Source organism: Streptomyces sp. NPDC017225 (assembly GCF_044331465.1).
Classification (GTDB): domain Bacteria; phylum Actinomycetota; class Actinomycetes; order Streptomycetales; family Streptomycetaceae; genus Streptomyces.
Genome location: NZ_JBIRNE010000020.1, coordinates 84,468 through 98,283 on the forward strand (window position 1 = coordinate 84,468; position 13,816 = coordinate 98,283).

At 74.4% G+C, this 13,816-nt stretch carries 10 protein-coding genes; 2 read left to right on the forward strand and 8 right to left on the reverse strand.

The annotated features are described in order from the left end of the window. Nucleotides 1-38 precede the first annotated feature (38 nt). Nucleotides 39-2,504 (reverse strand): tetratricopeptide repeat protein, encoded by a 2,466-nt coding sequence (locus ACH4NX_RS31685; RefSeq protein ID WP_398128370.1) that lies wholly within the window; start codon nucleotides 2,502-2,504, stop codon nucleotides 39-41. A 170-nt stretch (nucleotides 2,505-2,674) separates the two neighbouring features. Next, on the reverse strand, nucleotides 2,675-4,360 hold the full coding sequence (locus ACH4NX_RS31690; protein WP_398128371.1) for a serine protease: 1,686 nt from the start codon (nucleotides 4,358-4,360) through the stop codon (nucleotides 2,675-2,677). A 77-nt stretch (nucleotides 4,361-4,437) separates the two neighbouring features. Here ACH4NX_RS31690 and ACH4NX_RS31695 point away from each other — a divergent pair, with 77 nt between their 5' ends. Continuing rightward, the gene (locus tag ACH4NX_RS31695) at nucleotides 4,438-4,734 is read left to right on the forward strand and encodes a trypco2 family protein (protein ID WP_351394371.1); all 297 of its coding nucleotides are present in this window, start codon (nucleotides 4,438-4,440) and stop codon (nucleotides 4,732-4,734) included. A gap of 124 nt (nucleotides 4,735-4,858) precedes the next feature. On the opposite strand, the gene ACH4NX_RS31700 is transcribed toward ACH4NX_RS31695, so the two are convergent. Continuing rightward, nucleotides 4,859-6,286 carry a transcription antitermination factor NusB gene (locus ACH4NX_RS31700; protein WP_351394368.1) on the reverse strand — a complete coding sequence of 476 codons (1,428 nt, stop codon included), beginning with the start codon at nucleotides 6,284-6,286 and terminating at the stop codon, nucleotides 4,859-4,861. Nucleotides 6,287-6,396: 110 nt separating this feature from the next. Then, complete coding sequence (gene fmt / locus ACH4NX_RS31705; protein WP_351394365.1) at nucleotides 6,397-7,329, reverse strand: methionyl-tRNA formyltransferase; 933 nt, start codon at nucleotides 7,327-7,329, stop codon at nucleotides 6,397-6,399. A gap of 304 nt (nucleotides 7,330-7,633) precedes the next feature. On the opposite strand from fmt, the gene ACH4NX_RS31710 reads away from it, so the two are divergent. After that, nucleotides 7,634-8,185, forward strand: coding sequence for a hypothetical protein (locus tag ACH4NX_RS31710; protein ID WP_351394363.1), 552 nt, complete (start codon nucleotides 7,634-7,636; stop codon nucleotides 8,183-8,185). Nucleotides 8,186-8,303: 118 nt separating this feature from the next. Here ACH4NX_RS31710 and ACH4NX_RS31715 read toward each other — a convergent pair whose 3' ends face one another. The 4 genes from ACH4NX_RS31715 to rpoZ all read right to left on the reverse strand — a co-directional run bounded on the left by ACH4NX_RS31715 (nucleotide 8,304) and on the right by rpoZ (nucleotide 13,658). Beyond that, complete coding sequence (locus ACH4NX_RS31715) at nucleotides 8,304-10,454, reverse strand: primosomal protein N' (protein ID WP_398128372.1); 2,151 nt, start codon at nucleotides 10,452-10,454, stop codon at nucleotides 8,304-8,306. 156 nt (nucleotides 10,455-10,610) lie between these two features. Beyond that, nucleotides 10,611-11,819, reverse strand: a complete 1,209-nt coding sequence (gene metK / locus ACH4NX_RS31720; protein ID WP_398128373.1) for a methionine adenosyltransferase — start codon at nucleotides 11,817-11,819, stop codon at nucleotides 10,611-10,613. A gap of 240 nt (nucleotides 11,820-12,059) precedes the next feature. Further along, nucleotides 12,060-13,262, reverse strand: a complete 1,203-nt coding sequence (coaBC, locus tag ACH4NX_RS31725) for a bifunctional phosphopantothenoylcysteine decarboxylase/phosphopantothenate--cysteine ligase CoaBC (RefSeq protein ID WP_398128374.1) — start codon at nucleotides 13,260-13,262, stop codon at nucleotides 12,060-12,062. Between the two features lie 123 nt (nucleotides 13,263-13,385). After that, complete coding sequence (gene rpoZ / locus ACH4NX_RS31730; RefSeq protein WP_018570191.1) at nucleotides 13,386-13,658, reverse strand: DNA-directed RNA polymerase subunit omega; 273 nt, start codon at nucleotides 13,656-13,658, stop codon at nucleotides 13,386-13,388. Nucleotides 13,659-13,816 lie beyond the last annotated feature (158 nt).

Genomic DNA, 13,816 nt, shown 5'->3' on the forward strand with positions numbered 1-13,816 from the left:
CCTCGGCCTGGTCGTCGCTCTTTCGCGTCGCCGCGTGCTCACGCCGTACGCCGCCACCCCCGCAGCAGCTCCCGGGGTCCGGCCGGTTCCGGAAGCACCGCGTACGCCCGGTCCAGCAGGTCGCCGCGCTCGCCGGCGCTGCCCGCCTGGTCGGCGAGCCGCTTCAGCGACCGGGACAGCAGCCCGCGCAGTGCCTCCTCGGTGTCCTGCGGGCCGAACAGCTCCCCGGCGGGGAAGCCGCTCCCCCAGCCGTCGGGCGGACGGCAGGCGAGCGCGTGCTCGCGCAGCTCGGTCACCAGCCGGTCCCAGGCACCGCTGCCGTCCAGCTGGAGCCCGGTCAGCCGTTCCGCGGCCTCGCTCAGCTCGGCGGCCCGCGGCCCGGACCCGCCGGGCAGCCGGCCGGCCAGCACCCGCACCGCCGCGACGCGCGCGGCGTCGTAGTGCCGGGAGGTGGTCGGCACCTCGTCCAGTACGGCCACGGCCTGACTCCGGCCGCCACGACGCAGCCTGATGCGGGCCAGTCCGAAGGCGGCGCTGCCCTGGGTCGGATCGCGCCGCCGGACCGCCTCGTAGTACTCCTCGGCCTGCAGCTCGCGGGCCTGCGCCCGCCCTGCCCGCTGCCGCTCGGCGCTCGCGATCCGGCCCAGCGCCGCCCCGGCGCCCGCCGGGCCCGCCTTCCGTGCGGCGGACTCGCGCATGACGGACTCGCGTCCGGGGGCCTCCCGTACGTCCGGCTCACGCGGCCGCTCGGCTGCCTCGGGCTCACGCGGCCGCGCGGCCAGGTACTCGGCGCAGTATCCGAGCGCCAGCTTCGGCGCCGCCTCACCGGGCAGCGCGGCGTAGGCGGCGGCGAACTCGTCCTCCGCCTCCTTCACCGCGCCGTGCACGAGACGGACCAGGCCCTGGTGCCAGAAGATCCGCCAGTCGTAGTCGCCGCTCCATCCCTTGGCCCGGGCCACCCATGCCTCGGCCCGGGTGGTGTCCCCGGCCTCCAGGTAGGCGCGGCACAGCCACAGCGCGGTCTCCACGGTGCGCAGCGCCGGGTCGTCCTCCGCCCGGTCGGCGATGCGGTCGGGGGTGTCGGCGGCGAGTCCGCCGAGCAGTACGGCCGCCGGATCCGAGGCGTCGGGGAGAGGGACCGGCAGCGCGCGGGCCGCCGCTCGGGGATCCGGGGCGCCGGCCGGCAGCTCCGGCGTCCCCGTGCCGAAGCCGCGCGTCCACCTCTCCAGTCCCGGGACGGTGCCGAGTGCGGCGCCGAAGACCGCCGCGGTCGGCTCGAACCGCGTGGAACGCTCCGGATACGGCTCGTTCCCGCCGAGCGCCTGGTGCTCACGCAGCACTTCCCACAGCTGGCGGGACATCTCCGCCGCGGAGCGGAACCGGGCGGCGGGCTCCGTGTGGGTGGCACGGCGGATCAGCGCGTCGAAGGAACGGGCGGCCAGCCCGGCGGGCGGCGAGGCCCGCTCGGCGAGCACCTTCAGGGTCCGGCCCACGGTGTACAGGTCGCTGTCGACGTGGAAGCCGCGTTCGTCGCGTTCCTTCTTCGGCGGGGAGTAGCCGAGGGTGTGGACTAGCCCGGAGGAACGGTCGTCGATCCGGCGGATGGCCCCCAGGTCGATGACCTTGATCTCACGGCCGTAGTGGATGACGTTCTCGGGCTTCATGTCGCAGTAGAGCAGGCCTTGGTCGTGCAGGTACTCCAGGGCGCCGAGGATCTTGCAGCCGTACGTGATGACGTGCCCGAACTCGAATCCGCCGGCGCCGAACAGCCGTGCCAGCTCCTCCTCGGAGGCGAACCGTATCCAGGCGAGGGAACGGCCGCCGACGTACTCCATCACGATGTAGCCGGTCGGTTCGGCGTCGCCGGGCGCCTGGTGCTGGACGTGGGTGACGATGCGGACGATGTCCCGGTGGTGCAGCGTGGTGAGCGAGCGGCGCTCCTCGACCGCGGCCCGCCGGGCCATGGCGTCCCCGGAGTTGATCACTCCCTTGAGGACGACGTGCAGACCCGGCACCCGGGCGTCCTCGGCCAGGTAGACCCAGCCGTGGCCGCCGACCGCGAGGTAGCCGAGCACCTCGTAGTGGCCGCCGACCCGGTCACCGGGACGCAGTCTCGGCCGGAAGGAGTACTCCGCGCCGCACACCGGGCAGTACCCGTGGTCGGGCGGCGGGCCGTCGTCGTACGAGACACCGATGGTGCCGGCGCAGTTGTCGACACCGCAGCGCCGGCCACCGGTGGGGGGACGGGCGGTGGTGTCGGCGGTCTCGGACGGGTCGGGCGAGGGAAGGTCGGGCAGGACCAGCAGCCCGTCGCGGTCCAGCTCACCGGCGGGCGCGGCGGCGGCACGCCGGACGGGGGGCGCGGACGGTGCGGAAGGTGCCGGTGCGGCGGGGCCGGCCGGCTCGGTCGACGGCTCGGCGGCCCCCTCGGCGGCGGGCCGTGCCGGGGAGGGCTCGGGCGTGGGGGGGCGGCGGGAACAGGTGTCGCAGAAGCCGGTGACCATGATGTGGCCGTCGCAGCCGGGTCTGACACAGGCCGCCGCACTCGTGCCGGGAGTTCCCGTCGGGCCGTGGGACCGTCCGGGCGTCCTCGGGGGACTCGGTCTCCCCGGCGCCTTCGGTGTCTTCGGCGTCTTCGGTGTCTTGGGTGTTCTCGGTGTCCTGGGTCTCGGCGTCATCGCGTGTCCCCTCCGCCGTGGTCGTCGACGCGGCGGGTGTACGCGTCCACCGCCGCTTCCGCCGCGTGCACGTCGCACGGCCTTGCCCGGAGCAGGTCGTGGGCCCGGAGGTAGAGGGCGTCCACCGCCGGGTCCTCCGCGCCGCGCGTGGCGTGCTGGTGCAGAACGTGGTAGCTGCGCAGGCGGCCGGTGAGTTCGTCGCGCCGGTCGCGGAGCCGGTCGAGCCGCTCCACACTCGTCGCCAGCCGGGCGGCGACCCGGTCGGCCAGCCGCTCGTACCGGGCCGGGTCAGGGCCGTGGCCGTGGGCCGGCTCCGGCGCGCGCAGCAGGTCGGCGAGTGCGGCGTGCGCGGCCACCAGTTCCGCGTCGAGGGGCCGCACGCCCCGAGGCACCACGGCCGCGCGGCGTTCGTGCAGGGCGTTGGCGAGCGGTCCGGTGATCTCCCGCAGCCTCTCGACGAGCCGGGCGCGGCGCTCCTGCGCGGGCCGGGTCAGCAACTGGTCGCGGGCGCGGCGGTGGCAGTCGCCGGCCGTCCGGAAGACCAGCAGCAGGCGGCTCCCGCCGGCGCGCAGTGCGTCCAGGAGGTCCAGCAGGGCGAGCGGGTCGAGTGCCTCGTCGACGCCGACGACGACCAGGTTGAGGGTGGCCTTCGCGGCCCGGATGCGGTCGATCGGGGACTCGTCCGCATGCTGCCACAGCCCCACGCGTAAGGCGATCCGCTCGGCGATCCAGGCGGAGGTCCGCCCGCCCGCGTGCACGGCGAGGTCGTGGCCGCCGGCCGACGGGACCGTGCCGGGCGGGTCCTGGGCGGCGCGGCTGACGGAGACCGGGGTGCGCAACTCACGGTCGGCGAGGGTGATGGCTCGGCGCAGGGTGGCGTCGCGCACGGCGTCGTCGCGCCGGACGACGCTGATCTTCACCTGGCTGCCGTCGTCGCGCAGCCAGGCCGCGAGGCGCTGGGCGAACGGCTCGTCGAGCAGGCCCTGAGAGGCGTCGTCGCCGGTGGACCTCAGTTCGGGGTCTACGGCGCTGAGCCCCGAGGTGCGGGCTTTCACCTGGCGCAGGTGACCGGCGATGGTCTCGGCGGGACTCATGAAGGAGAACCGGTTGCCGTGCTGGTCCTGCTGGCCGCTGAGCACCATGCCGATGACCTCGCCGGTCACACTGTCGGCGACGCCCGCGCCACTGCAGCCGGCGCTCGCCAGCTCACCGGGGCTGGCCGGGCTGAGCTGCACCTGTCCGTCGCGTCCACAGCCACCGACGACGGTGGCCCGGAACCAGACGCCGCCGTTGTGGTCGTACGGGAAGCCGTACATCCGCACGTCGCGGTTGGACGTGGACAGCCGGCGGAGCCGTACCGCCTCCTCGGCGGGCCGGGGACGCTCCAGCCGCAGCAGCGCCACGTCCCCGCTGGGGTCGCCGTCGGCGTCCCGCGTTTCCGGCACGTAGGCGTCGCCGTCCACTCGGGCGGGGATCGCGGGCACGCGGCGATCGGCCGCGCCGACGAACTCCGCGGTGATCGTGGCCGCCGCGCGGTCCACCACGTGCGCACAGGTGAGCACCTGGTCGGGGCTCAGCAGAATGCCGGCCCCCGCGATCTCGCCGTCCGCTCCCCGGATCCGCACCGCCCAGCTCGGGGTGCGCATCAACGAGGCGGCCTGGACTCCCCCGCCAGCAGCCATGGACAAAACTATACGGGCGTGTGCTCCTGCCGCATACTGGTGCGACAAGAGGTGAACGAGCCTTGTACGGAGGAGAATTGACGAACGAACCGGGGTTCGTGGGACTGGCCGAGGTGATCCGTCAGGTCCGGGGCGAGCTGGAGGAGGCCCGCGCCGAGGCGGCGGGCCGGGCCCTCGGCTTCACCGTGGAGAACGTGAGTCTGACCTTCACCGTGCAGGTGCACCGCGCCGGCAGTGGCCGCGGCGGCGTCCGGATCGGCGTGGTGACGGCCGAACTCGGCGGCAGCGTCGATCACCAGACGACTCATCAGGTCCAGGTGGACCTGACGCCGGAGCTGGCGGGCGGGGAGCGTGTCAAGGTGAACCGGGGCTGACCCTCCGTCCCGTGGCCGGCGAAACCGCCGTCTGCCACCCGCCGTTCGCCGCCCAACGTTCGTCACCCGCCGTTCGCCACCCGTCGATCGACCCCGTTGTCCGTAACCCGCCACCCGCCGTTCGTCACCCGGTCCGGCGGACCAGTGCCAGATACATGGCGTCGGTTCCGTGCACGTGCGGCCACAGCTGGATGTCGGGCCCGTCGCCCAGATCCGGTACGCCGGGCAGCAGCGGCCGGGCGTCGAGCATCTCGGTGTCGGGGAACTGCTTGAGCACGTCGGCGACGACGGCCCGGGTCTCCGCCAGGTGCGGGGAGCAGGTCGCGTAGCCGACGACGCCGCCGACCCGTACGGACTCCAGGGCGCCGCGCAGCAGCCCGCGCTGGAGCGGGGCGAACCCGTCCAGGTCCTCGGGACGGCGCCGCCAGCGCGCCTCGGGGCGGCGGCGCAGGGCGCCGAGCCCGGTGCACGGCACGTCGACCAGGACGCGGTCGAAGCTGCCCGGCCGCCACGCCGGTCGGGTCCCGTCGGCCGCGATCACCTGGTACGGCCCCGGATTCCCGTCCAGCGCCCTGGCCACCAGCCCGGCCCGGTGCGGCTGCTTCTCGGAGGCGAGCAAGAAGGCACCCCGCTCGGCGGCCAGCGCGCCGAGGAGCGCGGCCTTTCCGCCCGGCCCGGCACATCCGTCCAGCCAGCGCCGGTCCGGCCCGTCCAGGGGCGCGTTCGCCAGCGCGAGCGCGACGAGCTGACTGCCCTCGTCCTGCACACCGGCCCGGTTCTCCCGTACGGCCTCCACGGCCCCGGGCTCGCCGCCCTCGCTCAGTCGCACGGCGTACGGCGACCAGCGGCCCGGTACGGCGGCCTCCTCGCCCAGCAGCTCGTCGGCCGTGGCCCGTCCGGGGCGGGCGACCAGGGTGACCTCGGGCCGCTCGTTGTCGGCGGCCAGCAGTTCCTCGATGCCGGCCCGGCCGCCGCCGAGCGAGTCCCACAGCGCGGAGACGACCCAGCGCGGGTGCGAGTGCACGACGGCGAGGTGGTCCTCGGGGTCCTCGTCGTAGGGCGGGGCGACCCGCTCCAGCCACCCGTCGAGATCGTCCCGCGCGACCTTGCGCAGCACGGCGTTGACGAACTTGGCCCGCCCGTCGCCGAGCACGACCCGCGCCAGTTCCACGGAGGCGGACACCGCGGCGTGGCTCGGGATGCGAGTCCCGAGCAGCTGGTGGACACCGAGGCTGAGCACGTCCAGCACCGGCGGGTCGACCTCCCGCAGCGGCCGGTCGACGCAGTCGGCGATGACCGCGTCGTACGTCCCCTGCCGGCGCAGCGTCCCGTACACCAGCTCGGTCGCGAGGGCCGCGTCCCGGGCGTCGAACTTCTCGGGCCCCTCCTTCTCCCGCGCCTTGCGCAGCAACGGGGGCAGGACCAGGTTGGCGTACGCGTCCCGCTCGTCGACGGCCCTGAGCGCCTCGAAGGCGAGGAGGCGGACGGGGTCCTTCTGGGGCCTGCGGTACGGCTTGCCGGGCTTGCGGGGACGACGAGGCTGCTCGCTCACGAAAAAGGTGCTCCGGATGTGGGGTGAAGTACGCGTGAGTGCGCTCACCACGCGTGAAGTGCGCTCACCAGCGTACGCCGGGCCGGTGAGCGGTGAAGCGGAGGCGCAGGTCAGCCGCCGAGCGACTCGCCCTCGGCGATCCGCGCGCCGCGCGCCCAGTCCGCGGCCCGCATCGGCTTCTTGCCCTGGGCCTGCACCCACAGCAGCTCGACCGCGTACGAGCCGGTGCCGACGTACACGTTGTTCTTGCCGGCGGCGAGCTGCCCGGGGGCGAGATCCGTCCGGTCGGCGACGGGGTGGGCCTGCACGAGCTTGAGCCGCTCACCCCGGAAGGTGGTCCAGGCCCCGGGGGCCGGGGTGCAGCCGCGCACCACCCGGTCGACGCGCAGCGCCGGGGCCGCCCAGTCGACCCGGGCGTCCTCGACGGTGATCTTCGGGGCGAGGGTGACACCCTCGGCCGGCTGCGGTGCGGCCTTCAGGCTGCCGTCCTCGATGCCGTCCATGGTGGCGGCGAGCAGCCCGGAGCCGGCGAAGGCGAGCCGGGTCAGCAGGTCACCGCTGGTGTCGGTGGGGCGGATGGTCTCGGTGACCGTCCCGTAGACGGGGCCGGAGTCGAGGCCCTCCTCGATCAGGAAGGTGGAGGCCCCGGTGATCTCGTCGCCCGCCATGAGCGCGTGCTGCACGGGGGCGGCGCCGCGCCAGGCGGGCAGCAGCGAGAAGTGCAGGTTGACCCAGCCTCGGGCGGGGACGTCCAGGGCGACGCGGGGCAGCAGGGCTCCGTAGGCGACGACCGGACAGCAGTCGGGCGCGATCTCGCGCAGCCGCTCCAGGAACTCGGGGTCGCGCGGCTTCGCGGGCCTGAGCACCTCGATCCCGGCCTCCTGTGCCCGCTCGGCCACGGGAGAGGCGACCAGCCGGCGCCCGCGTCCGGCCGGGGCGTCGGGCCGTGTGACGACGGCGGCCACCTCGTGGCGCTCGGAGGCGATCAGGGCGTCCAGGGCGGGAACGGCGACCTCGGGGGTACCGGCGAAGACGAGCTTCATGGGTGGGACGGGCCTCTCGGGCGGGGGCGGATGCTGGGCAGCGCACCAGTCTACGAGCCCGCCCCGGGCGGAAAGCCGCCGACGGCGCGGCACCCCGGGAGGGCCCAGCTGCTCGGCCGGCTCCGAACCTGTGGTGTGCGCGGGCGGGAAACCCCGAGGGGCGCAGGTCGAGGGGCGCACGCGCACACCCGCACGCCCCCACCCCGTGACCAGCGGAGCGCCCACGCGTTGGTCAAGGAAGAGTTGACCACCGGGCCGCCCGCGCGGCCCGATTCCTTTCAACGCCGGTTCGAGAGGCTTGTTCATGGCCGACCACGCAACCCACGACGCCCAGGCTCGGGCCAGCCTGCACTTGCTGGTGCGGGACATCGAGCGGGTCCGCCGGCAGGTGGACGCACTGCGCACCCTCACCGCCCAGCTGGGCAACGTCTACCGCCCGCGCCGCTCCGGCCCCTCCGCGGGCTTCGTCGTCTACGGACGTGCTCCCGCCCCGACGGTCCGCCTCGCCCAGGAACTGCGGGACAGTGTCGAGACCCTGGTCACGGCAGCCGTGGACTTCGACCGTTCGCTCGGCTTCTCGTGGGACGCGGTGGGCTCCGCGCTCGGCGTCACCAAGCAGGCGGTGCACCGCCGCTACGGCTCGCGCCGCGCCGCGGCCCAGGCCGCGGCCGCCGTCGAGGCCTCCGAGCACGCACCGGAGCCGACGGACACCCACCCGGTCAATGTGGGCTCCGGCCTCCCTGTCGTGCCCACGGTCCCGGCGGCCCGTTCCATGCCGACCCAGCCGACGGCGGGCAGCCCGGCCCTGCGCGACGACGTCCGCCCGACCGCCTTCCCCGGCCCGCGCAACGGCTGACCGCGGCGGCCGACCACAAGGACTCCCCAGCCCGCTGTCCTCCCGGTACGAGCGGGACGACAGCGGGCTTGCGCGTGTACACCTCCGCGCACCCCTCCGCCCGCTGTCGGGCGGATCTTCACCCGATGTCGGGCGGATCGATCCGCACCCACACCGCGCCGTCGCTCCCCCGCGCCGTCCGCGCCGCCTGAGCGGCCTTCAGCGCACCGGCCAGCGCCGCCCCGCGCCCGGGCGGCACCCGGACCAGCGCCCGCTCCCAGTGCTCCCCCGGCGGCGGCGCGCCCACCCGTCGCGGACGCCCCGCGGGCGTGACCGGCAACGGCACCGGGCCGAGCACCTCGGCCTCGGGCGGCAGTTCCACGGCGCGCAGGAACCCGGTCACCGCCTCCGCCGGGCCCGCCACGGCCGCCATCCGCGACACCGGCGGGAAGCCCAGTTCGGCCCGCTCGGCCAGTTCCCGCACCGCGTGGCCGACGGGGTCCCAGCGCACCAGCGCCTGCACCGGCCGCAGGGTCGGCTCGGCGACCGCGACGACCGTTCCCCCCGCGCTCTGCGGGCGCACCAGGGCGGCGGCGGCCAGCCAGCGCCGCAGCGCGTCCTCGCCGGCGCGCAGGTCGGGCCGGCCGAGCATCGCCCAGCCGTCGAGCAGCAGCGCGGCCGCGTAACCGCCCTCGGCGACGGGCTCGGCGCCCGGGGTGCTCACGACCAGCGCGGGGGCCTCGGACACGGTGTCCAGCACATGCTCGCGCCCGGAGGTGCGCACCGGCACCGCCGGGAAGGCACGCCCCAGTTCCTCGGCGGTGCGCCGCGCTCCCACGATCTGCGCGCGCAGCCGGAAGGCCCCGCACTCCGGGCAGTGCCAGCCGCCCTCCTGGAGCCCGCACCATCCGCACCGCAGCGCGGACCCCGACTCCTGTCCCTCCAGCGGCCCGGAGCAGTGCCGGCACCGCGCGGGCGTCCGGCACGCGGCGCACGCCATCCGCGGTACGTAGCCCCGCCGGGGCACCTGTACGAGCACCGGCCCCCGGCGCAGCCCGTCCCGGACGACCTGCCAGGCGAGGGTCGGCAGCCGCGCGGCCCGGGCGGCCTCGTCCCGGGCGAGGTCCTGGTCCCCCACGGTCCGTACGAGCGGGGCGGCGGCCCGCACCTGCTCCCGCGCGGCGGCCAGCGGGCGGGCCCAGCCGGTCTCCACGAGCTGGGCGGCCTCCACGGTGCAGTTCCAGCCGCCCAGCAGGAAGGCACACCGGTCCTGGGCGGCCCGCAGCAGCAGGACGTCGCGCGCGTGGGGCTGCGGAGCGTGCGGCTCACTGTGACTGTCGTCACCGTCGTCCCAGAGGGCGACCAGCCCGAGGTCCCGCACCGGCGCGAACATGGCGGCCCGGGTCCCGATGGCGGCCCGTACGGCTCCCCGGCGTACCGCGAGCCACTGCGCGTACCGCTTCTCGGGCCCGGCGTCGGCGGTGAGCACCGCGTGCCGTCCCGCGCCCAGCAGGGCGGTCAGCGCCGCGTCGGCGCGGGCGACGGCCCGCCCGTCCGGCAGGACGACGAGCGCGCCCCGGCCGGAGGCCAGCGTGGCCGCCACGGCCCGCGCCAGCTCCTCGCTCCACCCCGGTCCGGGCAACGCGTTCCACACCGCACGCGGCGCGCCCCCCGAGGCGAGCGCCGCCACGAACGCTGCCCCCTGCTCGTAGCGCGTCCAGGACCCCGGCTCGGGCACCGCAGGCACCGGCAGCGGCTCCGGTGAGGGCCGCTTCTCGGCGCGTGCGTTGCGCGGCGGTACGGCGAGCTGGAGCACGTCGGCGAGGCTGCCCGCGTACCGGTCGGCGACCGCCCGCACGAGCCCCAGCAGCTCCGGGTCGAGGACCCGCTCCGGCGAGACGACCTGGGCCAGTGCGGCCAGCGGACCCGCGTAGTCGGACTCGGCGAGCCGCTCGACGAGGAACCCGTCGATGAGCCCCCCGCCCTCGCGCCGCCCGTCCCGCACCCGGTGCCGCCCGGCCCCGAACCGCACCCGCACCCGCACACCGGGCCGGGCGTCGGCGTCGAGCTCCTCGGGCACGGCGTAGTCGAAGTACCGGTCGAGGTGGAGGACGCCCTTGTCGACCAGGACCCGGGCGACGGGCAACTCCTTGGCGAGCGCGGCTCCGCGCCAGGTCCGCGGCTTGGCCCGTGGTGTCCTGGCCTTGCGCACGCTCTCCCGGATGAGCGCGAGCTGCTCGGGCGGCGCGTCCTGGGCGCCACCCTCCGCCGGTTCGTTCTCGCTGCTCACGCCTGCATTCCTACCAAAGACCACTGACAAACGACGGTGCCCGGGCGCGCACCGCCGCGCCACGTGCCTGCCCGGCCCGCCCGCGGACACGCCGAGGCCCGGCGCCCCCACCGGGGACACCGGGCCTCGTGACGTGCCGTCGGGACCTCGGGTGCCCTACAGCCCCGCCGCCTGCCGCAGCGCGTCCACGCGGTCGGTGCGCTCCCACGTGAAGTCGGGCAGCTCACGGCCGAAGTGGCCGTACGCCGCGGTCTGGGCGTAGATCGGGCGGAGCAGGTCGAGGTCGCGGATGATGGCGGCCGGACGCAGGTCGAAGACCTCGTCGATCGCCTTCTCGATCTTCTCGGCGTCGACCTTGGCGGTGCCGAAGGTCTCCACGAAGAGACCGACCGGCTCGGCCTTTCCGATGGCGTAGGCGACCTGGACCTCGCAGCGGGCGGCGAGGCCCGCGGCGACGACGTTCTTGGCGACCCAGCGCATCGCGTAGGCGGCGGAGCGGTCGACCTTGGAGGGGTCCTTGCCGGAGAAGGCGCCGCCACCGTGGCGGGCCATGCCGCCGTAGGTGTCGATGATGATCTTGCGGCCGGTCAGACCGGCGTCGCCCATCGGGCCGCCGATCTCGAAGCGGCCGGTCGGGTTCACCAGGAGGCGGTAGTTCTCCGTGTCGAGCTTGATGCCGTCCTCGAGCAGCGCCTTCAGCTCCGGCTCGACGACGAATTCCTTGATGTCGGGAGCGAGCAGGGACTCCAGGTCGATGTCGCTCGCGTGCTGGGAGGAGACGACGACCGTGTCGAGGCGGACGGCCTTGTCGCCGTCGTACTCGATGGTGACCTGGGTCTTGCCGTCCGGGCGCAGGTAGGGGATGGTGCCGTTCTTGCGGACGTCCGACAGGCGCTTGGACAGGCGGTGCGCCAGGAAGACCGGCAGCGGCATCAGGGTCGGCGTCTCGTCGGACGCGTAGCCGAACATCAGGCCCTGGTCGCCCGCGCCCTGCCGGTCCAGCTCGTCCTCGTCGCCCTCGACCCGGTTCTCGTAGGCCGTGTCGACGCCCTGAGCGATGTCCGGGGACTGCGCGCCGATCGAGACCGAGACACCGCAGGAGGCGCCGTCGAAGCCCTTCTTCGAGGAGTCGTAGCCGATCTCCAGGATCTTGCCGCGGACCAGCGTGGCGATGTCCGCGTAGGCCTTGGTCGTGACCTCACCGGCCACGTGCACCAGGCCGGTGGTGATCAGGGTTTCGACGGCGACCCGGGAGGTCGGGTCCTCACGCAGAAGCGCGTCGAGAATGGTGTCGCTGATCTGGTCAGCGATCTTGTCGGGGTGACCCTCGGTCACGGACTCCGAGGTGAACAAGCGACGGGACACAACGCTCCCTGGGGTTGCAGCGGCTGCTGGCTGATCATTGGTGGACGGCACGGGGAGCTGCACCCGGCGACGTCCGAGAACAGTTTATCGGTCGCGCTCCGCCGCGGGCCCACCCGTCTCAGCTCTCGGGAGGGCTGTGACCTGCGGCACGGGCATTCTGCCCGCAACGGAGCGCCCTTGGCCAGGGTCGCCACGCTCGAATGCGCGGGGTTCGCGAGCCGGGTGGAGTGATTGGGTCATTCAGCCGAGCCGTTCGGCCACGAGGTCCCACACGGTTTCCGCCAGGGCTTCCTTCGGGCCGTGTGCCACCGGGGTCTCGCTGCCGTCGGCGCCGAGGACGACGGCCTCGTTCTCCTCGGATCCGAAGGTCTTGCGCTCCCCCACCTCGTTGACCACGAGGAGGTCGCAGCCCTTGCGCTTCAGCTTGGCCCTGCCGTTGGCGAGGACGTCGTCGGTCTCGGCGGCGAAGCCGACGACCACCTGACCGGAGCGGGCCCGGTCCGCGGAGATCTCCGCGAGGATGTCCGGGTTGCGCACCAGGGTGATCGGGGCGGGCTCCTGGTCGTCCTTCTTCTTTATCTTCCCGGCGGCGTACGTCGCCGGCCGGAAGTCCGCGACCGCGGCGGCCATGACGACGGCGTCGGCGTCCGACGCGGCGCGCAGCATCGCCTCGCGCAGCTCCACGGCCGTGCCCACCGGGACCACGTCGACGCCGGCCGGGTCCGGCAGCGACGCGTTCGCCGCGACCAGCGTGACGCGGGCGCCCCGGGCGGCGGCGGTGCGGGCGAGGGCGTAGCCCTGCTTGCCGGAGGAGCGGTTGCCGAGGAAGCGGACCGGGTCGAGGGGCTCCCGGGTGCCGCCGGCGCTGACGACGACGTGCCGTCCGGCGAGGTCGGGCTCGGCCGCGCCGCGGGCGAGCACCCGGCGGCAGACCTCGAAGATCTCGCCCGGGTCGGGCAGCCGGCCCTTGCCGGTGTCGACGCCGGTGAGGCGGCCGACGGCGGGCTCGACGACGACCGCGCCGCGGCGGCGCAGCGTCGCCACGTTCTCCTGGGTGGCCGGGTGCTCCCACATCTCGGTGTGCATGGCGGGGGCGAAGACGACCGGGCAGCGGGCCGTGAGCAGCGTGTTGGTGAGGAGGTCGTCGGCGAGGCCGTGGGCCGCCCTGGCGAGCATGTCCGCGGTGGCCGGGGCGACGACGACCAGGTCGGCGTGCTGGCCGATGCGCACGTGCGGGACCTCGTGGACGTAGTCCCACACCTCGGTCGACACGGGGTGACCGGAGAGGGCGGACCAGGTGGCGGCACCGACGAAGTGCAGTGCGGAGGCGGTGGGGACGACCCGGACCTCGTGCCCCGACTCCGTGAATCTGCGCAGCAGCTCACAGGCCTTGTACGCGGCGATGCCGCCGCTGACCCCCAGAACGACCTTGGGCTTGTCCACCGTCTCTCCCCGACTCGGAAAACGCGTTCGACCCATCACACACCACAGGCCCGGCAGTCGCGCTGCCGGGCCTGTGGAAAAGTCAGCTTCAGGCTGACGATACTACCGCCATTGCTGCCGGTACTACTGCGCCGGACCGTCGATGGCCTCGGAGGTCAGCAGCCCCGCGTTGATCTCGCGAAGGGCGATCGAGAGCGGCTTCTCGTGGACGTGGGTGTCGACGAGGGGACCGACGTACTCGAGGAGGCCTTCACCGAGCTGCGAGTAGTACGCGTTGATCTGGCGGGCCCGCTTGGCCGCGTAGATCACGAGGCTGTACTTCGAGTCCGTGGCCTCGAGGAGCTCGTCGATCGGCGGGTTGATGATGCCCTCGGGCGCGGAGATGGAAGAGGACACGCTCTACCTTCCGATGGATGGGAAAGATTCAGTCGATTGAATCCTCCCCCAGCCGAAGCAGGGGGATTCCTGGCTCACGCCGCCTGCGGGTCAGCGACCGACAGGTCTTCCACGATCAACACCAGCCGGGTTGAAACCAGCCCGGTTTGTACAGCAAA